General features: G+C 61.8%; 18 protein-coding genes, 2 tRNA genes and 1 riboswitch. Of the genes, 6 read left to right on the top strand and 14 right to left on the bottom strand.

All coding sequences use genetic code 11. The annotated features are described in order from the left end of the window. Positions 1-139 precede the first annotated feature (139 nt). Positions 140-967, top strand: coding sequence for a 3-methyl-2-oxobutanoate hydroxymethyltransferase (gene panB, locus ACNQ62_RS06840; protein ID WP_237278834.1), 828 nt, complete (start codon positions 140-142; stop codon positions 965-967). Continuing rightward, positions 964-1,809: a pantoate--beta-alanine ligase gene (gene panC, locus ACNQ62_RS06835; RefSeq protein WP_289082258.1), complete on the top strand. Its 846-nt coding sequence runs from the start codon at positions 964-966 to the stop codon at positions 1,807-1,809. Before panB ends, panC begins: the two co-directional genes overlap by 4 nt. Before the next feature lie 73 nt (positions 1,810-1,882). On the opposite strand, the gene ACNQ62_RS06830 is transcribed toward panC, so the two are convergent. The 6 genes from ACNQ62_RS06830 to ACNQ62_RS06805 all read right to left on the bottom strand — a co-directional run bounded on the left by ACNQ62_RS06830 (position 1,883) and on the right by ACNQ62_RS06805 (position 8,006). Further along, a complete protein-coding gene (locus tag ACNQ62_RS06830) occupies positions 1,883-3,400 on the bottom strand; it encodes a catalase (protein WP_037943874.1) in 1,518 nt (505 codons plus the stop codon). A gap of 104 nt (positions 3,401-3,504) precedes the next feature. Beyond that, positions 3,505-4,272 (bottom strand): ABC transporter ATP-binding protein, encoded by a 768-nt coding sequence (locus ACNQ62_RS06825; RefSeq protein ID WP_418094481.1) that lies wholly within the window; start codon positions 4,270-4,272, stop codon positions 3,505-3,507. Continuing rightward, entirely contained in the window at positions 4,269-5,297 is a 1,029-nt protein-coding gene (locus tag ACNQ62_RS06820; protein ID WP_235183813.1) for a FecCD family ABC transporter permease, read from the bottom strand. The genes ACNQ62_RS06825 and ACNQ62_RS06820 overlap by 4 nt, the downstream gene beginning before the upstream one ends. A 20-nt stretch (positions 5,298-5,317) precedes the next feature. Further along, the gene (locus ACNQ62_RS06815) at positions 5,318-6,334 is read right to left on the bottom strand and encodes an ABC transporter substrate-binding protein (protein WP_418094480.1); all 1,017 of its coding nucleotides are present in this window, start codon (positions 6,332-6,334) and stop codon (positions 5,318-5,320) included. Between the two features lie 143 nt (positions 6,335-6,477). After that, positions 6,478-6,677, bottom strand: a riboswitch (cobalamin riboswitch). 122 nt (positions 6,678-6,799) lie between these two features. Continuing rightward, positions 6,800-6,874, bottom strand: a tRNA-Glu gene (locus ACNQ62_RS06810). A 184-nt stretch (positions 6,875-7,058) separates the two neighbouring features. Continuing rightward, entirely contained in the window at positions 7,059-8,006 is a 948-nt protein-coding gene (locus tag ACNQ62_RS06805) for an SDR family oxidoreductase (protein WP_418094479.1), read from the bottom strand. Between the two features lie 167 nt (positions 8,007-8,173). Here ACNQ62_RS06805 and ACNQ62_RS06800 point away from each other — a divergent pair, with 167 nt between their 5' ends. Next, a complete protein-coding gene (locus ACNQ62_RS06800; protein WP_418094478.1) occupies positions 8,174-9,070 on the top strand; it encodes an AraC family transcriptional regulator in 897 nt (298 codons plus the stop codon). Between the two features lie 55 nt (positions 9,071-9,125). On the opposite strand, the gene ACNQ62_RS06795 is transcribed toward ACNQ62_RS06800, so the two are convergent. From ACNQ62_RS06795 to ACNQ62_RS06775, 5 genes are all read right to left on the bottom strand, one after another. Beyond that, positions 9,126-10,112, bottom strand: a complete 987-nt coding sequence (locus tag ACNQ62_RS06795; protein WP_288960627.1) for a zinc-dependent alcohol dehydrogenase family protein — start codon at positions 10,110-10,112, stop codon at positions 9,126-9,128. A 247-nt stretch (positions 10,113-10,359) separates the two neighbouring features. Further along, a tRNA-Glu gene (locus ACNQ62_RS06790) sits at positions 10,360-10,434 on the bottom strand. Positions 10,435-10,509: 75 nt separating this feature from the next. Beyond that, entirely contained in the window at positions 10,510-12,249 is a 1,740-nt protein-coding gene (gene recJ / locus ACNQ62_RS06785; RefSeq protein WP_009826604.1) for a single-stranded-DNA-specific exonuclease RecJ, read from the bottom strand. A gap of 98 nt (positions 12,250-12,347) precedes the next feature. After that, the gene (locus tag ACNQ62_RS06780; protein ID WP_074635663.1) at positions 12,348-13,634 is read right to left on the bottom strand and encodes a homoserine dehydrogenase; all 1,287 of its coding nucleotides are present in this window, start codon (positions 13,632-13,634) and stop codon (positions 12,348-12,350) included. A gap of 106 nt (positions 13,635-13,740) precedes the next feature. Then, a complete protein-coding gene (locus ACNQ62_RS06775) occupies positions 13,741-14,037 on the bottom strand; it encodes a hypothetical protein (protein ID WP_132996830.1) in 297 nt (98 codons plus the stop codon). Between the two features lie 79 nt (positions 14,038-14,116). Here ACNQ62_RS06775 and ACNQ62_RS06770 point away from each other — a divergent pair, with 79 nt between their 5' ends. Next, on the top strand, positions 14,117-14,704 hold the full coding sequence (locus ACNQ62_RS06770) for a TetR/AcrR family transcriptional regulator (protein ID WP_418094477.1): 588 nt from the start codon (positions 14,117-14,119) through the stop codon (positions 14,702-14,704). 48 nt (positions 14,705-14,752) lie between these two features. On the opposite strand, the gene ACNQ62_RS06765 is transcribed toward ACNQ62_RS06770, so the two are convergent. The 3 genes from ACNQ62_RS06765 to ACNQ62_RS06755 form a co-directional block, all read right to left on the bottom strand. Beyond that, positions 14,753-15,433 (bottom strand): nitroreductase, encoded by a 681-nt coding sequence (locus ACNQ62_RS06765; protein ID WP_037943891.1) that lies wholly within the window; start codon positions 15,431-15,433, stop codon positions 14,753-14,755. 93 nt (positions 15,434-15,526) lie between these two features. Next, positions 15,527-16,900 carry an L-serine ammonia-lyase gene (locus ACNQ62_RS06760; RefSeq protein WP_260005378.1) on the bottom strand — a complete coding sequence of 458 codons (1,374 nt, stop codon included), beginning with the start codon at positions 16,898-16,900 and terminating at the stop codon, positions 15,527-15,529. Next, positions 16,900-17,586 carry a glutathione S-transferase family protein gene (locus ACNQ62_RS06755; RefSeq protein ID WP_418094701.1) on the bottom strand — a complete coding sequence of 229 codons (687 nt, stop codon included), beginning with the start codon at positions 17,584-17,586 and terminating at the stop codon, positions 16,900-16,902. The genes ACNQ62_RS06760 and ACNQ62_RS06755 overlap by 1 nt, the downstream gene beginning before the upstream one ends. A 228-nt stretch (positions 17,587-17,814) precedes the next feature. Between ACNQ62_RS06755 and rpiA the strand changes: the two genes are divergently transcribed. Both rpiA and ACNQ62_RS06745 read left to right on the top strand, forming a co-directional pair. Then, positions 17,815-18,603: a ribose-5-phosphate isomerase RpiA gene (gene rpiA, locus ACNQ62_RS06750; RefSeq protein WP_005852551.1), complete on the top strand. Its 789-nt coding sequence runs from the start codon at positions 17,815-17,817 to the stop codon at positions 18,601-18,603. Between the two features lie 21 nt (positions 18,604-18,624). Then, positions 18,625-20,091 (top strand): FAD-dependent oxidoreductase, encoded by a 1,467-nt coding sequence (locus ACNQ62_RS06745; protein ID WP_005852553.1) that lies wholly within the window; start codon positions 18,625-18,627, stop codon positions 20,089-20,091. The last annotated feature ends 20 nt before the right edge of the window (positions 20,092-20,111 follow it).

Genomic DNA, 20,111 nt, shown 5'->3' with positions numbered 1-20,111 from the left:
CAGCGACATGGGTAAAATTCTTGCTCTTTTGCTACCTACATCGCGACGTTTTGGTCTAGAAGCATCGCCAAGCCGCCCCATGCCCCGCCATGGCCCCGATAGATTGCAATGACGACCTTACCAAAAAGGACCGCCACAGATGAGCGCCACAGCCCGTAAGACCGCCCCCATGCCGACGGATATTCTGGCCCGCAAAGGGGGGGCTCCGCTGGTGAGCCTGACCGCCTATACCACGCCGATGGCGCAAGTGATGGATGGCATCTGCGATTTCGTGCTTGTGGGCGATTCAGTGGGGATGGTGCTGCACGGGCTGCCCTCGACGCTGGACGTCACGATGGAGATGATGATCCTGCACGGTCAAGCGGTGCGGCGCGGGCTGACCCAGTCGATGCTGGTGATCGATATGCCCTTTGGCAGCTACGAGCAAAGCCCTGCCCAAGCCTTTGAGAACGCGGCACGCTTGATGCGCGAAACCGGTGCCGGTGCGGTCAAGCTTGAAGGGGGGGAGGTGATGGAAGACACCATCGCCTTTCTGACCAAACGCGGCATTCCGGTGATGGCGCATATCGGCCTGACGCCGCAGTCGATCCACACGCTTGGCGGGTACAAGGTGCAGGGGCGCGGTGCGGCCGCCACGCAGCTGATGGCCGATGCGCAGGCGGTGACGCGGGCAGGGGCCTTTGCCGTGGTGCTTGAGAAAGTGCCGCAGGCTTTGGCGGACCAGATCACTGAAACGGTCGCCATTCCCACCATCGGCATCGGTGCGTCAGCGCAATGCGACGGGCAAATTCTGGTGGTCGATGACATGCTGGGGCTGTTCACCGCCTTCAAGGCGAAATTCGTAAAACGCTATGCCCATCTGGGCGATGACGCAAAGGCCGCGGTGCAGGCCTATGCCGACGAGGTCACGGCACGATCCTTCCCCGGACCCGAGCATGTATTTTCTGACGAGGTTTCCAAAACATGACACCCGAAATTATCCGCACGCTCGTTGAGCTGCGCAGCAAGGTCGCCGGATGGAAAGCCGCGGGCGAAAGCGTCGCCGTGGTGCCGACGATGGGCGCGCTGCATCAGGGGCACCTGAGCCTCGTGCGGGCCGCAAAAGAGGCGTGCGACCGTGTGATCGTGACGATCTTCATCAACCCCAAGCAGTTCAACAACCCTGAGGACTACAAAAACTACCCCCGCACCGAGGAAGAGGACGCGCGCAAGCTGATCGCGCTGAAGGCGGATGTCGTCTATGTGCCAGATGGGGAACAGATGTACCCCAACGGTTTCGCGACGACTGTGTCGGTCGAAGGCATCACCCAAGGGCTGTGCGGGGCGCATCGGGCTGGGCATTTCGACGGGGTTGCGACCATCGTGACCAAACTCTTTACCCAGACCCACGCGGACAAGGCGTTCTTTGGCGAAAAGGATTATCAGCAGCTACAGGTGGTGACCCGTCTGGCGCGTGATCTGGACCTGCCGATAGAGGTGATCGGCTGCCCCACCATCCGCGAGGAGGACGGTCTGGCCATGTCCTCGCGCAACCTGCTGCTGTCGGATCGCGCCCGCACCTGGGCCCCCGAACTTCACCGCGCGATGGAGGAGATGTCAGAGGGGCTGCTTGCCGGTGGCGATCTCGAAACGCTCCGCGCTGCGGCAGTGTCGCGGGTGGAACGTGCGGGCTTTACGCAGGTGGAATACCTTGACCTGCGGTCTGCTGACCAGTTGGAGCTGATGACCACGCCCGACCGCCCCGCACGTCTTTTGGCCGCCGCATGGCTGGCCGGTGTGCGGCTGATCGACAATATCGCCGTCGGTTAAATCGCTCTGGAATATGCAAAAAAGCGGGGCCCGCTAAGGCCCCGCTGATCGTTTGGCTTGAAATGGGTCGGCGTTACTTGCCGCCGATGCTGAGGGCAGAGGCCATACCGGGGGCTTTGGATTCCCCGCCCAGCTTCTCGCGCACACCGGCCTCGATCTTGTCGCCGGTGTCTTTGTCGATGTTGCGCCAGTATTCAAAGGCACGGACGAGCACCTTTTCGCTGACACCGTCGCACAGGTGGCCCACCACGTTCGATACCAAACGTTCGCGGGCATCGGCGTCCATCACCTCGCGGACAAGCTTCCCGGCCTGGCTCCAATCATCGTCATCGGGGCGCAGGGTATAGGCCTGACGTACCATGTCGCCATCGGAATACCATAGGCCCGCTTCATGCTGATGCGGCTGCGCAGAGGGCCCACCATATGAGTTGGGCGCATATACCGGATCAGACACTTTTTCAGTCCGGCCCGCACCATCTTTTGAATAGCTATGAGTGGGCGAGACGGGTTTGTTGACCGGGATCTGCTTGTAGTTGACACCCAGCCGCGCGCGGTGCGCGTCCGCGTAGGAAAAGCCCCGTGCCAACAGCATCTTGTCTGGCGACAGACCCACGCCCGGCACCATATTGTTCGGCTCGAACGCGGCCTGTTCGATCTCTGTATGGAAATCAGTGGGGTTGCGGTTCAGGGTCAGTTTGCCGACCTCGATCAGCGGGTAGTCCTCGTGCGGCCAGACCTTGGTCAGATCAAACGGGTTGATGCGATAGGTCTTGGCATCCTCGTAAGGCATGATCTGCCACTTGAGCGTCCAGCTCGGGTAGTTCCCGTCGCGGATGTTGTTGAACAGATCGGCGCGGTGGTAGTCGCCGTTGGTCCCCGCCAGCTTGTCGGCTTCATCCTGGCTAAGGTAGGCATTTCCGTCGCCCTGATCGGTGTGGAAGTGGAACTTGACCCAGAACTTTTCGCCCTCGGCATTGACCAGCGAATAGGTGTGGCTGGAATACCCGTTCATCTCGCGCCAGTTTTTCGGAATGCCACGGTCGCCCATGAGATAGGTCACCTGATGCGCGCTTTCGGGCGAGAGCGTCCAGAAATCCCACTGCATATCGTGGTCGCGCATATTGTTATCCGCACGGCGTTTCTGGCTGCGGATGAACTGCTGGAACTTGATCGGATCGCGGACAAAGAAGATCGGCGTGTTGTTGCCGACCATGTCAAAGATGCCTTCGTCGGTGTACATCTTGACCGAGAAGCCGCGCGGGTCGCGCCATGTGTCCGGGCTGCCGCGTTCGCCTGCCACGGTCGAAAACCGCATCACCACATCGCATTTCGCGCCGGGCTGGAAGATATTCGCCATCGTGTACTTCGACACGTCTTGCGTCGTCTCGAAGGTGCCAAATGCGCCCGAGCCTTTGGCGTGGGGCTGGCGCTCTGGAATACGTTCACGGTTAAAATTCGCCATCTGTTCAAGCAGATAGTGGTCATTCAGCACGATCGGGCCATCGGGGCCAACGGTCAGCGAATGTTCATCGCTTTGAACGCGAATGCCGGCGTCTGTGGTTGTGGGAGGGGTTTGCTTCTTGTCGGTCATCTGTAGCTACTCCTTCAGGGTCCACAGGCAAAACCTGTAGCGTGACGGATGGTTCCCGACCAAATGCGTAAGGAGTTGGATAGAGCTGTGGCCGCTTGGCGCGCTTAATGGGTCGCCGTGTGAAAGCGGATCACCTGCGCGTTGTCCGCTGGATCGACAAGGAAATGCCCGCAGACGCCAAAGACCTCGCGCAGGAGGGTTTCTGTCATGATCTCGGAGGGCGTGCCGATGGCGCGCAGCTTGCCCTCTTGCAAGACGCAGATCCGGTCGCAGAGCGTGGCTTGGTTCAGGTCGTGCAGGGCGATGATCGCCGTTGTCGACAAGCGCTGGATCAGCTCAAGGATCGAAAGCTGGTGGCGGATATCCAGATGGTTCGTCGGCTCGTCCAGCAGCAGCACTTGCGGCCTTTGGGCCAGTGCACGGGCGATATGAACGCGCTGTTGTTCACCGCCCGACAGCGTGTGCCAGTGGCGGTCGCCAAAACCCGACAGATCCACATCCGCCAGCGCCTGCGTGACGATGGCGTCGTCCCCTGCGCTCCACCCGCGCAGGGCGGACAACCACGGGGTGCGGCCCAGTTCAACGGCATGGCGCACGGTGATGCGATCTGCGGTATCGGCGTGTTGTTCGACCAGGGCCAGCCGCTGCGCGATATCGCGCTGGCGCATCTTTGCAAGCGGTGCGCCGTCCAGATCGACCCGCCCGCGCGAGGGTTTCTGAATACCGGCAAGCATATGCAGCAACGTGGATTTGCCGGACCCGTTCGGCCCGATCAGCCCCAGCTTTTCGCCCGGCCGCAAGGACAGGGACACATCATTGACGATGGCGCGGTTGCGCACCCGCCAGCCCAGTTCGTGACAGGACAGAATCATGGCGACGTCCTTTTGCCAATCAGGATCAGTGCAAAGACGGGCGCGCCGACCAAAGCGGTCACCACTCCGATGGGCAGCACTTGGCCCGGTACAATCACCCGCGAAACCACATCGGCAAAGACCAGAAACACCGCCCCCGCCAGTGCGGAAGCAGGCACAAGGATCGCATGACGGTGCCCCACGACGATGCGCATGGCATGGGGGATCACCAGCCCGACAAAGCCGATCGCCCCCACCACCGAGACCATCACCGCCGTGACCAACGCCGCCGTGCCGATCAGCAGCAGTTGCACGCGGCGCACCGGAATGCCCAAGGACGCGGCGCTGTCGCTGCCGAAGGTAAAGGCATCCAGCGCGCGGGCGTGCCACAGGCAGGCCAGCAGACCGATCATCGCAGCGGGCAGGGCGCTCAGTACATCAGGCCAGCGCACGCCCGACATATTCCCCAAAAGCCAGAACATGATGGCACGGGCCTGTTCGGCATTGGCTGATTTCGTGATCATCAGCGCGGTCAGGGCGTTGAACATCTGGCTGCCCGCGATACCGGCCAGCACGATCACGCCCGCGGCCCGCAGGCCCACACCGCCCCCTGCCGCCTGCGCCAGTAAGGCGACAAAGGCAAAGGCCACCAGCGCCCCGCTGAACGCACCGATAGACAGCGAAATGGCACCACCCCCCAGCCCGAGGATGGTTACCGCAACAGCACCCGTGGACGCCCCCGCAGAGATACCCAGCAGATAGGGATCCGCCAGCGCATTGCGCAGCAGTGCTTGCAACACGACGCCCGACAGTGCCAGACCGGCGCCACAGCACATTGCCACCACGGCCCGCGCCATGCGGTAGTTCCACACGATGCCCTCGTCGATCTTGTCCACCGCATAGCCCGCGTTCAGCGCCTTGTTGGCCAGCACCTTCAGCACCACCAGCGGCGGGATAGAGACCTCGCCGATGGCCGCACCAAACAGCAATGCGGCCAGCAGCACCGGCGGGATGATCACCCACCAGTGCCACTGCGGCCTGCGCATCACAGAGCGGTCGATTGCGGTCATTCGGCCAGATCGAAACCGGACAGCGCGTCAGCCATCGTTTCCAGCGCATAGATCGCACGCACGGTCGGGTCCATCGCATGGGCGTCCATGGTGATGATGCGGCCCTCTTTCACCGCGGTCATCTCGCGGGCGACGGGGTCGTTCATCAGGAAGGCGCGCTTTTTCTCGATGTCATCCGCAGGGAAGCGGCGGCGGTCCATTTTGGCGAGCACGATGAAGGTCGGGTCGGATTTCGCCAGAGTCTCCCAGCCGACCAGCGGCCATTCCTCGGCCGAGGTCACGACGTTTTCGACGCCAAGCTTGTCCATCATATAGGCGGGCACACCCTGTTGACCTGCGACATAAGGGTCCGCCGCCATCTCGGACGACGAGAACCAGAACAGCGCCGAGGTGCCTTGGGGCAGGTTCAGCGATTTGGCTTTCTCGACCGCCTTTGCCTCGCGCGATTGCAGGTCTGCCAGCAGCGTGGCACCGGCGTCTTGCGCGTTGTAGATCAGGGCGAGCTCTTCGATGCTGGTATACAGCTGCTGGGTCGTGAACAGTTCAGATCGCGTGCCGTCCGCGCCGACAGAATTATCCTTGGCCGCGCAATCGGTGGGCATCACATAGGTCGGCACGCCCACCTCGTGAAAGCTGTCGCGGGTGCCGACCATACCTTCGGGGCCGACGTGCCATTCATACATCACGGTGACCAGATCGGGGCGTTTGCCCAACACGCTTTCAAAGCTGGGGTCGTTGTCCGCCAGCCGTTCAATCGCATCGTTTGTCTCTTTGAACTCTGGCAAAACGGGGCTGAACCAGACAGAGGTTCCCGCGATCCGGTCCTGCTGGCCCAGCAGATACAGGATCTCTGTCGTGGATTGCCCGATGGTGACGGTGGTCTGGGGTGCCGCGTCAAAGGTGAGCGTATGGCCGCAGTTGTCGATGGTCAGCGGATAGTCTGTCTCTGCGCCAAGCGCGGTGCTGCCCGCAAGGCTCGCAATCAGGGTCAGGCTGGAAAAAAATGGTTTCATATCAAGGGCTCCGGTTGGTCCGATGCCGGGGTCTTTGAATAGAAAGAGAAGGGGCCAGCCAAATGGCGCGCGGGCGCATTTTGGTCTGCGCGTAAGGTAAGATCCGGTCCCATCATCATCCTCTCCCGAGCAACCCCGCCCGGTGTTTCAGGTTCAGTGTCGGCAGGTCTCCTGACTGACGGATCGCGGCTGTCCCCGCCTTCCCGGACCTTTAGGCCCAGTGGCATGATGGAGGTAGCTCACCGTCTACAGTTGCGGGGGCAGTTCCGGTTCATCCACACCAAAGCGCGGATGGCGAATTCCCTATTATTTCCCGAAGGAAACCGACCCAGTTTCGATGACAGTTGTCCGCCCACCCGTCAAGTTGCGTTTTTGCGGTCGTCATCGCGGGACAAAGGCAAATAACGCAGGCCACGGTTCCGCAGAACGGGCGAGAGGCAAATAACAAACGGATGGAAAACCAAGTGGCAGCCCGTAGGGGAGTCGAACCCCTCTTTTCAGGTTGAAAACCTGACGTCCTAACCGATAGACGAACGGGCCACTTAACTTGTGAGCGCTTCTTTAGGCAAAGCCATCGGCGGGCGCAAGTGCAAGCCGCATCAGAAAGCGGGGAAATACGGCAAAAAAATCACATCTTCTGATGCCGTATTCCAAGGGGCGTATGGCGAGGGGGGATCGTCGCGTGAAACGCGCGCCGCGCTCGGGATGCGGGCGCGCGTTTCCCTTAGATTTCCCAGTGAAAACCCGTCGCTTTTTCGGAGACGGTCCAGAGTTTCTCCATCACGGGTTTGTCGTAGGCATGGGGGTTCAGCGTGCCTTTGCCAACGGGCCCTCCGGTTTGCATCCATCCGGTCGGGCCATAAAGCGCACGCTGCGCCAACCCGTCTTCGGTCGCGCACATGACTTCGGGGTAGGCGCCTTTTTCGGCGGATTGCACCATTGGCGTCTTGCTCATCATCCACCAGGTGACCCGTGTGAAAAGCCCGCCGCTTGTGCTGATCAGCGAGGTCGCCGACGCGCCGGGGTGGCAGACATACACCTCAACGCGGCTGTCGGTGGCTTTCAGCCGGTCCTGAAGCTCATAGGCAAACATCATCTGCGCCAGCTTGCTTTGGCTGTAGACCGCGTTGGCGCTATAGTTCTTGTCCCAGTTCATGTCGTCGAACTGGATCGTCTTGATCCCCATGTTGTACCCGAGGCTGGACACCACAACGATCCGGCCCGCACTTTCCTGAATGCGATCAAACAGCATCCCGCACAGCAGGAAGTGTCCGTAGTGGTTGGTGCCAAGCTGGCTTTCGAACCCGTCAACGGTCAGCTGCTGTTTTGGCACCTGCGCGATGGCAGCGTTGCAGATCAGCGCGTCAATCCGGGGAACGGTGCGTTTCACCTCTTCAGCCGCGGCGCGCACGCTGGCCAGATCAGACAGATCCATCCGCACAAAGCTCACCTCGGCGTTGGGACCGAACGTGTCCTTGAGCGTTTTGACCGCTGCGATGGATTTGTCGGCGTTGCGGTTCAGCATGACGACTTTTGCCCCCTTGGACAGCAGGATGCGCGTGGCCTGAAAGCCCGCACCGGCCGTCGTGCCGGTGATGAGATATGTTTTCTCCTTGAGCGATCCAAGGCGATCAGGTGTCCAGCCTTTGGGTCCGAAAGTCGTGTCCTTCATCGTCATGTTCCTTTTCGATGTCAGCGCGGCAGCGATGCGCGCTGTGTTTGATGTTGAAGGGTAAATAGCTCTCGGCTGTCCCTCAAAACAGGCGAGATCGTCGCGAATACTTGCCTGATTGTATCACGCGCTTGCGAAAGGCGGATGTGACGCAGTAGATTGCCCTCATGAGCAAAGACCAGATCAGACAGCTAATCCGGAACAACGCGACCCAAGAGGGGCTGACGGGAACCGGCATTGACGGGGTGCGCCTGTTTCGGGCCACGCAGGCGATTCCGTGCGTGCCGGCGGTCTATGAACCCAGCGTTATTGCTATCGTCAGCGGGGCGAAAGAGGCCGTACTGGACGGGCACAGGTACATCTATGACGACAGCCGATATATGTGCTGCCCGATGTCGATGCCGGTGAAGGCCGGCACGCCGACCGCCTCTGCCGAAAGCCCGCTCTACGGGGTTATCATTTCGCTCGATAAGCGGATGATGACAGAACTGTCGATGGAGATGGAAAATACCGGCAATGTGATTCCCGAGGTCAAAGGCGGTTTGCGCGCGCAGGGGATCAGGCTGGCCGCATGGGATGATGCCTTTGCCGACGCGCTGCTGCGTTTGCTGCAATTGGGTGGCAATCCGGCAGATACGGCGATCCTTGGCGAGGCACGGCTGCGCGAGCTTTATTACGCGATCCTAAAGGGGGAGGCAGGGAGTTTTGCCAGACAGGCCTTCGGCGCGGGCAATGCGATTGCACGGTCGATCGCGCATGTATCCTCTCACCTGGACGCGCCGATCTCTATTGATGATATGGCGTCCCGCGCCGGGATGAGCCGCGCCGCCTTTCACCGCAAGTTCAAGCAGGTGACGACGATGGCCCCGATCCAGTTTGTCAAATCCATGCGGCTCAACAATGCGGCGATGAAGATCGCAGGCGGCATGTCGGTGAACGAGGCGGCGGTCGATGTGGGATACGTCAGCCCGTCGCAATTCAGTCGCGAGTTCAGGCGGATGTACGGGCAATCACCGCGCCAATGGGGGGATGCCCAGCAGTTTCCGGTTGAAATGGGCCAATAAGGGGCTGCCATCGCCCGTGCGTTGGCAACCCCTTTTCACAAGTCTGGTGCTATGATCAGACGTCTACAACCACCTTGCCGATGGCCTGCCCGCTGGTCAGGCGGTCATAGGCCCCGCCCACCGTATCAAGGTCGAATCTCTGGTCATCAAGCAAGGGCTTCAGCGCCCCTGCGTCCACAATCTCTGCCAGTTTGGTGAGGATCTCCCCGTGCTTTTCACGGCCTTGGTTGGCAAGCATTGGAAGCAGCATAAAGATGATATGCAGCGACAGCCCTTTGAAGTGCGCAGGGGACAGGTCGATTTCCAGCAGCCCAACGGTCGACGCGATATGGGCGTTCAGTGCGGCGGCCTCGAACGAGTTTGTCATGTTGGCACCGCCCACGGTGTCAAAGATCAGATCAAAGCCCGCGCCATCGGTATATTTGGCCACGTAATCGGCGATCTTTTCTGCGGCGAAATCAATCGGCGTCGCGCCATATCCCTTGATGACGTCGATCTGTTTGTCGCCGGTGCCTGTGCCATAGACCTCTGCGCCAAAGTGTTTGGCCAGTTGCACCGCAAGGTGACCGACCCCGCCAGCACCGCCCTGAACCAGAACCTTCTGGCCCGCCGCGATGCCTGCCCGCTCAAGCCCTTCATAGGCGGTGATGCCGACCAATGGCATGGCGGCCGCTTCGCGCATTGAGATGGATTTGGGCTTATGCGCAATCAGCCTGGCATCGGCGCGTATGAATTCGGCCAGCGCGCCTTGAATATCGGTGACCCCGCCGGCGCAACCGTATACTTCATCGCCCACGGAAAAAGCGGTCACCCCGTCACCGACAGCCTCGATCACGCCCGCAAAATCCATGCCCAGAACAGCCGGCAGTGCAGGGGATAGCGGCAGATCAGCCCCCATAGAGCGGATCATCGTATCCACGGTGTTGATGCTTGTGGCAATGATGCGAACGACAACATGGCCGTCGGTCGCTATGGGTTTGGGCAGGTCGGCAGCTTCGAACGTCGCGTCGTCACCGTAGGCGGTAAGGGTCATGGCTTTCATAGTGGTCATCCTCGAGTGTGTCTGATGCCCCCTATCTAATGACTGCCCTGATTTATGTAATTGACCTAATTTTGAGTTCAGTTTTCTGATTGTGGATATAAAAGGCGAGGCGTAAACCGCCGTCAGAGACATCAGAGCTTAGCCGTCCAGTCCGCCGCGCGAGATCAAACAGCGCAGAAACAATGGCAAACACATCTCGCCCAAGATCATGGCGCAGTGTCTTCAGAATGTCGGGTAAGGGTACAAGTGGCAGCCCGTAGGGGAGTCGAACCCCTCTTTTCAGGTTGAAAACCTGACGTCCTAACCGATAGACGAACGGGCCACTTAGCTTGTGAGCGCTTCTCTAAGGAATGCGGCGCAGGCGCGCAAGCAGAAATCGAAAGAAAATGAAAAATTTTTACGCGGGTGCCGCATCTTCCAGACGCAGCTGCACCGACTGTCGGCCGCGCCAGGTATTGATGTCCAGACGGCCCGCCAGATGGAACCGTGCACCACCGTGGTTTTCCAGCGCCGGACCAAGCGGGCCGTCAAATGCGCCAAAGGCGATGGCGTCCATTTTGGTGTTGTTACCGTCGCCGAAACTGATCTTGAGGTGGCTTTCACCCACCCGCTTGGCAAAGCGGATCTGCATGTCGGCAAAGGCATATCGCGGGGCAGGGGCACCGGCCCCGAAGGGGCCTGCCTGTTCCACCTGCTGCGCCAATTCCACCGTCGCGGCGGCGGGCATCAACATGCCGTCCAGCTTCAGGTCTGCCGCGCCGGCCAGATGCGCGCCCTGCTTGGCCAGTAGCTCTGACAGCCGCGCCATGGCGGCGTCCAGCTTGTCTTCGGCCACGGTGAGACCGGCGGCCATCTTATGCCCGCCGCCCTTGATCAGCAGGCCCTCGGCCGCCAGCCGCTGGATCGGCGCGCCCAGATCAATCCCCGAGACAGAGCGGCCAGAGCCTTTGCCGATGCCATCCTCGAACCCGATCACGATCGACGGCCGGTTCGACGCCTCTTTCAATCGCGAGGCGACGATGCCCACCACGCCCGGATGCCAGCCCGCGCCCGAGGCCCAGACCAAAGGCGCGTCAAAGCCACGGGCCTCTGCCTGATCCAGCGCGGCGGCGCGGACGGCGGTTTCGACATCGCGGCGTTCGGTGTTCAGCAGGTCCAGCTTTTCGGCAAGCGACTGCGCCTCATGGGGATCATCGCAGGCCAGTAGCCTTGCCCCCAGATCCGCTTGCCCGATACGCCCGCCCGCGTTGATCCTTGGGCCAAGCAGAAACCCAAGATGATAGGCCGCTGGGGCCGTATCCATCCGCGCCACATCGGCCAAGGCGGCAAGCCCCAACCTGTCGCGCCGCGCCATGACGCGTAGTCCCTGACGCACAAAGGCGCGGTTCACGCCGATTAACGGGGCGACATCGGCCACCGTGGCGAGCCCCACCAGATCCAAGAGCGCCATCAGATCAGGCCCGCGTGCGCCCGCTTCGCGTAGTTGGCGCCCTGCCTCGACCAGCATCAAGAACACCACTGCCGCGGCACAAAGATGCGCCAAGGCACCGTCTTCATCCTGCCGGTTGGGGTTCACCACGGCCAAGGCGTCGGGCAGGGTTTCTCCGCCCAGGTGGTGGTCCAGAATAACGACATCCGCGCCGACCGCCGCGGCCACCGGCCCATGGGACAACGTCCCGCAGTCAACGCAGACGATCAGATCATGGGCAGCCGCCAGTTCGGCCATCGCGGCGTCATTGGGGCCATACCCCTCGTCGATCCGGTCCGGCACATAAAGCGTCGCGGCGCAGCCCATCTCGCGCAGCCAGACCAGCAGCAGCGCGGCAGAGCTACCACCATCCACGTCATAATCCGCAAAAACGGCTATCCGCTGACGCGCTTTGACCGCAGCTAGAAAACGCGTCGCGGCTTTCTCCATGTCGCGCAGGGATCGCGGGTCAGGCAGCAGATCGCGCAACGACGGCGCAAGAAACGCTTCGGCCTCTTCCGCCGCCACACCGCGCCGCGCCAGCACCTGACACAGGGCCAGCGGCAGGCTGGTCTGCTGCACCAGAACTTCGGTCGCGCGTTCCACCTCGACACCGGGGCCCACCCAGCGACGCCCCGTCAAAGACGCATCAACACCTAGAAAGCTCATGCATCTCCCCCTTCCAAATGGTCAAAAATCCTCGCCGAAGGCATCCGTCCCATCCTCCCCACAATGGGCAGGGCAGGGGGCAGCCGCGCCCCTCGGGGTTACAGATCCTCGATCCGCAGCGCCACGGGATCGCTTGCCAGCACACCGGTTTTCGCCATCGCGGCCAGAGCCTCGTCCAGCGCGGTGCGGCTACATTTATGGGTGACGATCAAGACGGGTGCCTGATCGCTGCGGTGTTCGGTCTGGCGCATGCGGTCGATGCTGATCCCGGCCTCGCCCAGAACGGTGGCGACTTTGGCCAGGGCACCGGGTTTGTCCAGCAGGCCCATGCGCAGATAGAAGGCGGCGGGGCGCTGCGACAGGGCCGCGGTGGCCGAGGCGAGCGTTGCCGCCTTCTGGCCAAAGACCGGGCCATGCCAGCCACGCGCGATATCGCAGATGTCCGACAATACAGCGCTGGCGGTGGGGCCTTCGCCCGCACCGGGCCCGCGCAGGACGATCTGCCCGATGGCATCGCCTTCCAGCACGATCATATTGGTCCCGCCCGCGAGTTGTCCCAGCGGAGAGCTGTCGGGCACAAGACAGGGCTGCATGCGCTGTTCCAGCCCGCGGCCGGTCATTTGCGCGACGCCGAGAAGCTTGATCTTGTATCCCATATTCGCGGCAGCTTGAATGTCGTCGATGCTGACGCGCTGGATGCCTTCGATCTCGATCCCGTCGAAATCCACCTGTGTGCCAAAGGCGATCGAGGACAGGATCGCCAGCTTATGCGCCGCGTCAATCCCGCCGACATCAAGGTTCGGGTCCGCTTCAAGATAGCCAAGCGCCTCGGCCTCCTCGAACAGGGAGTTATAGCCGTTGCCGGTCTCTTCCATGCGGGTCAGGATATAGTTGCAGGTGCCGTTCATCACGCCCATGACGCGGGTGATCTCGTTGCCGGCAAGGCTTTCTGTCAGCGCCTTGATCACGGGGATGCCCCCGGCCACGGCAGCTTCATAGCGGATCAGACAGCCCGCGGCTTCGGCTTGTTCGGCAAGCGCCTGACCGTGGATCGCCAGCAGCGCCTTGTTGGCAGTGACCACATCCTTGCCCGAGGCGAGCGCGGCTTCGGTCGCGTCCTTGGCGGGGCCTTCGTCGCCGCCCATCAGTTCGACAAAGACATCCACATCATCGCGTTTTGCCAGTGCGACGGGATCATCTTCCCACGCGTAGCCCGACAATGTGACACCGCGGTCCTTGTCGCGGCTGCGGGCAGAGACGGCGGTGATGGTGACGGGGCGACCGGTGCGGGCCTCGATCAAGGCAGCCTGCTTGCGGATGATCCGCACCACGCCAACCCCAACGGTGCCCAATCCGGCAATCCCAAGACGAAGCGGTTGTGACATGGTGCAATCCTTTTGGTGGTGCGCGGCAGCGGGCTGCGGCGTTTCGGGGGTTTAGCCGCGATGTAGCCCTTTCCCACCGCGCACGCAACGCGACATTGCATGCGGCTTATTGCAAACCTTGGGACAAACGCTGCTTTTCCGACCCCGACAGAACCGATCCGCGCAAGCGCGCCGCGCGCGCCTGCAACCGTTCGACCCGCGATGTCAGCCCGTTTTCGGTTTGCGGGATGTTCACCTGTCCGGCCTCGGCCTTGGCAAGCAGCGGATCGACCGGCACAAGCGCGGGATAGTCCGAGGCGAGAAGCTCGGGCGTGGCACGGCTGTCAAGCGCGGGAAACTGCGTGCAGGCTGCGGGCAGGGTCAGCGCGGCAAGGCAGAGCGGAAGAAGGATACGTTGCGTCATAGGTCAGTCATGCACCAGCGACGGAATTCGCGCAAGCAGGGGTTTGCCTTTGAACATGCGTTCAATTAACCTTTGACCCATGGCGCGTACAACCGGATCACATTCTGACATCACTCGGCCCAAAATCCGTGCGGCGGCGTTGCGGCTTTTCGCCCGTCACGGCTTTGCTGCCGTATCCATGCGGGCACTGGCGACGGAGGTCGGGGTGCAGGCGGGTGCATTGTATAATTACACGCCGGACAAGCAAACGCTGCTGTTCAGCCTGTTGCAGGACCATATGAACGACCTGCTTGCGGCCTGCGACAGTGACCCCAGTCAAAGCGCGGTGGATCGCTTGCGCCGATTTGTCGACTTTCACATCCGCTTTCACGCCGACCGCCCGGACGAGGTTTTCATCTCTTATATGGAGCTGCGCAACCTCACGCCCGAGAATTTCGCCGAGGTCGAAGCGCTGCGCCGCCAGTATGAAGACCGGCTAGAGACGATTTTGCGAGACGGGGCGGCGGCGGGGGATTTCGCCATCGCGGATACCAAGATCGCGACCTTGGCGGTGATTGCGATGCTGACAGGGGTGAATACTTGGTTTCGCGCAGGCGGACGGCTGTCACTGGACCAGGTGATCGCGCAATATTGGGATATGGTGCGCAAGTCCGTCACGGCGGGGTAGGCCCCCGCACGTAACGCTGGTTTTCACGGCGCTCAGGGGCGCAGGGCGCTAATCGTCGAAGCCGACGAACCGCGTGACCTCTTCGACGGGGCGGCGGGTAGAGACGACGGCATTGGCCGAAAAATCCTCGTCCGGCCAGCCCATGGCGACGCAGGTCATGATCACCTGATCGTCGGGGATTTGCGCATGTTCACGCACCACAGGCGATTGCATGATGCCCTGACCGTTGATCACGCAGCCCAGACCCTTGCTCCACGCGGCGAGGACAAGGCCGTAGGTCACCGCGCCCAGATCGAAATGCGCGATGGTGCCGTTGTCATCCAGCGACTTGTCAAAGCAGACGACGATGGACACCGGCGCATCGAACTGGCGGAAGCCGCGCATCACCCAATCTTGGCGGCGCTCCTTGTCGTCGCGTTCGATCCCCATGGCAGCAAAGAGCTGTTTCGCGATGCCGACCTGCCGGTCGCGGTGGACACCGGCATAGGCCCCGTGATCGCTGATTTCACGCACCGGCGGCACGCCTTGCAACATACGGGTCGAATTCCCTTCACGGACTTTTTCAAGCGGTTCGCCGGTCAGCACATGCAGATGCCACGGCTGGGTGTTCATCGAGGATGGCGCGCGATTGGCCAGTGCGATGACCTCTTCCAGCAGGGCGCGCGGCACGGGATCTTTCTTGAAGCCCCGGATGCTGCGCCGTTCCTGCATTGCCTGTTTCAGTTCCATCTTGCCCTCCCGCAAATTTCCTGACGGCTGTCAGACTGTTGCAGTTCCGCAGTGGGGTCAAGCGCGGGCGGGGCCGCGTGCCGCTGCGTCAGATCAGCAGTTCGGCACGTTGACCGCCAGCCCCCCAAGCGAGGTTTCTTTATACTTTTCAGACATATCCGCACCGGTCTGGCGCATGGTTTCGATGCAGGCGTCCAGCGGCACCAGATGCGTGCCGTCGCCGCGCAGCGCAAGCGACGCGGCGGACACCGCCTTGATCGCGCCAAGCCCGTTGCGTTCGATGCACGGCACCTGCACCAGACCGCGCACGGGGTCGCAGGTCATGCCCAGATGATGTTCCAGCGCGATTTCGGCGGCGTTCTCGATCTGCTGCGGCGTGCCGCCCATCACGGCACAGAGCCCGGCGGCCGACATGGCGGCGGCGCTGCCCACTTCGGCCTGACAGCCCGCTTCCGCCCCCGAGATCGACGCGTTGAATTTGACCAGCCCGCCGATCGCCGCAGCGGTGAGCAGGAAATCCTCGATATGCGCCTCTGATGCGCCGGGGACGTGATCCAGATAATAGCGCAAGGTCGCGGGCATCACACCCGCTGCGCCGTTGGTGGGGGCGGTGACGACTTGCCCACCGGCGGCATTTTCCTCGTTCACCGCCATAGCGTAAACGCTCATCCAGTCGTTGATCGTGTGAGGCGCGCGCTGGTTCTGGCCGCGCTCCGACACCAGCGCATCATGGATCGCCTTGGCACGGCGTTTGACGTTCAACCCGCCGGGCAGGATGCCATCGGTTTCGAGCCCGCGGTTGATGCAGTCGTTCATCACCTGCCACAGCCGCTTGGTGCCGTCGCGCAGCTGCGCCGCCCCGCCGCGCGATTCCTCGTTGGCACGTTTCATCTGGGCGATGCTCTTGCCGGACTCTGCCGCCATCTGCAGCATCTCGGTTGCGGATTTGAACGGGAAGGGTATCGGCGCGCCTTCGTCTGTGTCTTTGCCCGCCGCCAGTTCGGCTTCGGTCATCACGAAGCCGCCGCCGATGGAATAATAGGTCTCGCGCAAGCTAACGTCGCCTTGGGCGTCGGTGGCCATCAGCATCATCCCGTTGGCGTGGCCGTCCAGCTTGGTGTCATAGTCAAAGATCATATCGGACTTGGGCGCGAAGCTCAGCGTGCCAAACTCGGGCAGGGTGATCGTCTGCGTGCGGTTGATCTCGGCCAGTACCTCTTCGGCGCGGTCATTGTCGTAGTCTTGCGGCGTGAACCCCGCGAGGCCAAGGATCGTGGCGCGGTCCGTGGCGTGCCCCACACCGGTAAAGGCCAGACTGCCATGCAGCGATGCGCGCAGGCCCGCGAATTTGAACGGAGAGGCGCGCATCAGGTCCAGAAACCGTGCCGCCGCCACCATCGGCCCCATCGTGTGCGAGGAGGACGGGCCGATGCCCACTTTGAACATATCGAAGACAGAGAGAAACATCAGGTGGCAGTTCCTATAGGTGGGGTGGCAAGGTGGGGCGCGGTAAAGGGCGTGGGCCCCAGCCCTTCGGCGGTTTGCGCGGCCGCCGTGCAGGGGAGCGTTTCGACCCGAGCGCAAAGCGCGTGCAGATGCGGGGTGGCGCGCAGATCGAACCAGCCGCGATCACGGTTGCGCGGATACAGCGCACACCAGCGCAACAGCGGGGCGAGGTAAAGCGCAAGCGCGAGGGGCAGCGTATCCGCCGCGGCCCGGTCCTCCAGCCTGCGCAGGTGGGTCTGCAACGCTTGGGTTAGGGTTGTGTGCAGCGCATCTTGGGCGGCGTTGTCAACGCCCACGTATTTATTAGGGTAAAACAGCATACGCAGGGCAGGGTGCACCGTATTGGCAACGAAAAACAACCACTTGAGGAAATCCGCCCGTGTGGCATCCGTCGCGGCAGGGGCCAGCCCCCCATGCCGGTCCGCCAGCCACAGCAGGATTGCGCCGGTTTCAAACATCGGCCCGTCCGGCGTCTGCAACGCGGGGATCAGCCCGTGCGGATTCAGCGCCCGATAGGCGGGGGCAGACTGCCCCTGCGCCGCGCGATCGACCAGACAGGTCTCATAGGCCACGCCCTGCGCCTCGAGCGCGAGGCGGATGATCAGGGAGGCATTGTCGGGGGCGTAGTGCAGCGTGTAATCGGTCATAGGCCGGTGGTATCCCATTGCGCCGGAGGCGGGCGATTGAAAACGACCGATCTGCGCGGTTTGCGGTACTCTATCCAGATTATCGGCGCGTAACACCCCCGTGGCGTCGTGGCGCAGACCATGTGCCACCGCCCGCAGGCCACGCGACGCGACGACAATGCGGTTTTGAGGGTCGCGCGCCGGCGCGGCTGCGTCTATAAGGGCGTCGATTAACGAGGAGTCGCTGCCATGACCGGAGAATTGTCACCCATCGATAAGGCCAAATTTGTCGCCGCCAAACGCGCTGCACAATTTGTAGAAGACGGAATGCGCGTCGGATTGGGCACCGGCTCTACCGCTGCGTGGCTGGTGCGCTGCCTGGGAGAGATGGTGCGCGACGACGGCTTGCGGATCAAGGGCGTGCCCACCTCGACCCGTACCGCGCAGCTGGCGCGCGAAGTGGGGATCGAGGTGATCAGCCTTGATGAAGCCAAGTGGCTGGACCTGACCATCGATGGCGCGGACGAGTTCGACGGAGAGCTGAACCTGATCAAGGGCGGCGGCGGGGCCTTGCTGCAAGAAAAGATCGTGGCCACCGCCTCCGATCAAATGGTCGTGATTGCCGACATCGGTAAAGAGGTCGAAACACTGGGCGCATTTCCCCTTCCGGTAGAGGTTATTCCCTTCGGCTGGCAGACCACACAAGCGCTTGTCGAAGAGACTTTGGTGTCTATGGACGTGCTGGGGCGCAATTCCACGCTGCGTATGAACGGCGACATCCCCTTCGTGACGGACGAGGGGAACTACATCCTTGACCTGCATCTCAAGCGGATCGGCAACACCCGCCAGATGGCCTTGGTCATGAACCAGATGCCGGGCGTAGTTGAAAACGGGCTATTCATTGATATCTGTGATGCCGTGGTGATCGGCTATGGCGATGGCCGCGTCGAAGTGCGCGACATCAACGAAGGCACTGTTGATCGCGATAAGATGGAGTTTGTCGAGACGGATAACCTGTTCTCCGACCTGAGCGATTAACAAAGAAAGGCCCCGGCCCAGATGAGCGATTTTGATTACGACCTTTTTGTCATTGGTGGCGGTTCCGGCGGCGTGCGCGCGGCGCGTGTTGCGGCGGGCGAATACGGGGCCAAAGTCGCCCTCGCCGAAGAGGACCGCTATGGCGGGACATGCGTGATCCGGGGCTGCGTGCCGAAAAAGCTGATGGTTTTTGCCTCGGGTTATGCCGAGCTGGTGGACGAGGCGCAGTGCTTTGGCTGGGACATCAAGCCGGGCACCTTCGACTGGCACGCGTTCAAGACCCGTTTGAACACTGAACTGGACCGGCTGGAAGGCGTCTATCGCAAGCTCTTGGCCAATTCGGACGTCGATACCTTTGACCAGCGCGCCACGATCAAGGACGCGCATACGGTGCAGCTGGCGAACGGCGAAACCCGCACGGCCAAACACATCTTGCTGGCCACCGGCGGCCGTCCGGTACGCCCGGACGTGCCGAACGCCCAGCTTGGGATTGTGTCGGACGATATCTTCCATCTCGAAAGTCTGCCCAAGTCGATCCTGATCGTGGGTGGCGGCTATATCGGCTGTGAATTCGCCTGTATCCTGAATGGCTTGGGCGTCGAGGTGACGATGTACAACCGCGCGGCACAGATCCTGCGCGGTTTTGATGACGAGGCCCGCGGACTGATCGCTGAATCGATGACAAATGCAGGCGTCGATATCCACTGCGGCACCAGCATCGTCGAAATGGCGCTGGAATCCGAACACGAGGCGGGCACCATGCCCAGCAACTCTGACGCGGCGATGGGGGCCACGGCTGAACAATCGAACGAGCTGAACAATTGCGACGCGCGCGCGGGCACGCAGGGGCCGATCTGGGTCAAAGCCTCCAACGGGGCCGAGAAGGTCTTTGACATGGTGCTGTTCGCCACAGGGCGCGCACCGAATACCGATGGCATGGGGCTGGAAGAGGTCGGCGTATCGCTGGGCCGGCGCCATGAGGTCGAAGTCGACGAATACAGCCAGTCGGGCGTCCCGTCGATCTATGCTATCGGCGATGTCACCGACCGCGTGAACCTGACACCTGTTGCGATCCGCGAAGGCATGGCCTTTGTGCAAACCGTCTTTGGAGGCAACCCGACGCCCGTGGATCACGACCTGATCCCGTCGGCCGTGTTCACACAGCCCGAATTCGGCACCGTCGGCCTGACAGAAGAGCAAGCGGCAGAGCAGGAACCGGTCGAGATTTACTCGGCGTCGTTCCGGCCCATGCAAACGGCCTTTGCCGAAAAGAACAAACGTGTGATGATGAAGCTGATCGTCAGCAAGGAAACACGCGTCGTTCTGGGGTGCCACATCGTCGCACCAAACGCGGGCGAGCTGATCCAGCTGGTGGGCATTGCCGTGAAGGCGGGGCTGACAAAAGAGCAATTCGACGCGACCTGCGCCGTGCACCCGACCATGTCCGAAGAGCTGGTCACCATGCGCAGTCCGACACGCACTGCTTGAAGTTCGGGCGAATATGCCCA

Origin of the sequence: Sulfitobacter sp. SBS6 (assembly GCF_048285585.1) — a bacterium.
GTDB lineage: Bacteria > Pseudomonadota > Alphaproteobacteria > Rhodobacterales > Rhodobacteraceae > Sulfitobacter > Sulfitobacter pontiacus.
The sequence above is the reverse complement of the archived record's forward strand: the minus strand, read 5'-3'. Positions and strand labels throughout refer to the sequence as shown.

Coding starts and splice junctions, on each gene's coding strand:
- panB (WP_237278834.1), top strand. CDS start 140: ATGAGCGCCACAGCCCGTAAGACCGCCCCCATGCCGACGGATATTCTG.
- panC (WP_289082258.1), top strand. CDS start 964: ATGACACCCGAAATTATCCGCACGCTCGTTGAGCTGCGCAGCAAGGTC.
- ACNQ62_RS06830 (WP_037943874.1), bottom strand. CDS start 3,400: ATGACCGACAAGAAGCAAACCCCTCCCACAACCACAGACGCCGGCATT.
- ACNQ62_RS06825 (WP_418094481.1), bottom strand. CDS start 4,272: ATGATTCTGTCCTGTCACGAACTGGGCTGGCGGGTGCGCAACCGCGCC.
- ACNQ62_RS06820 (WP_235183813.1), bottom strand. CDS start 5,297: ATGCGCAGGCCGCAGTGGCACTGGTGGGTGATCATCCCGCCGGTGCTG.
- ACNQ62_RS06815 (WP_418094480.1), bottom strand. CDS start 6,334: ATGAAACCATTTTTTTCCAGCCTGACCCTGATTGCGAGCCTTGCGGGC.
- ACNQ62_RS06805 (WP_418094479.1), bottom strand. CDS start 8,006: ATGAAGGACACGACTTTCGGACCCAAAGGCTGGACACCTGATCGCCTT.
- ACNQ62_RS06800 (WP_418094478.1), top strand. CDS start 8,174: ATGAGCAAAGACCAGATCAGACAGCTAATCCGGAACAACGCGACCCAA.
- ACNQ62_RS06795 (WP_288960627.1), bottom strand. CDS start 10,112: ATGAAAGCCATGACCCTTACCGCCTACGGTGACGACGCGACGTTCGAA.
- recJ (WP_009826604.1), bottom strand. CDS start 12,249: ATGAGCTTTCTAGGTGTTGATGCGTCTTTGACGGGGCGTCGCTGGGTG.
- ACNQ62_RS06780 (WP_074635663.1), bottom strand. CDS start 13,634: ATGTCACAACCGCTTCGTCTTGGGATTGCCGGATTGGGCACCGTTGGG.
- ACNQ62_RS06775 (WP_132996830.1), bottom strand. CDS start 14,037: ATGACGCAACGTATCCTTCTTCCGCTCTGCCTTGCCGCGCTGACCCTG.
- ACNQ62_RS06770 (WP_418094477.1), top strand. CDS start 14,117: ATGGCGCGTACAACCGGATCACATTCTGACATCACTCGGCCCAAAATC.
- ACNQ62_RS06765 (WP_037943891.1), bottom strand. CDS start 15,433: ATGGAACTGAAACAGGCAATGCAGGAACGGCGCAGCATCCGGGGCTTC.
- ACNQ62_RS06760 (WP_260005378.1), bottom strand. CDS start 16,900: ATGTTTCTCTCTGTCTTCGATATGTTCAAAGTGGGCATCGGCCCGTCC.
- ACNQ62_RS06755 (WP_418094701.1), bottom strand. CDS start 17,586: ATGACCGATTACACGCTGCACTACGCCCCCGACAATGCCTCCCTGATC.
- rpiA (WP_005852551.1), top strand. CDS start 17,815: ATGACCGGAGAATTGTCACCCATCGATAAGGCCAAATTTGTCGCCGCC.
- ACNQ62_RS06745 (WP_005852553.1), top strand. CDS start 18,625: ATGAGCGATTTTGATTACGACCTTTTTGTCATTGGTGGCGGTTCCGGC.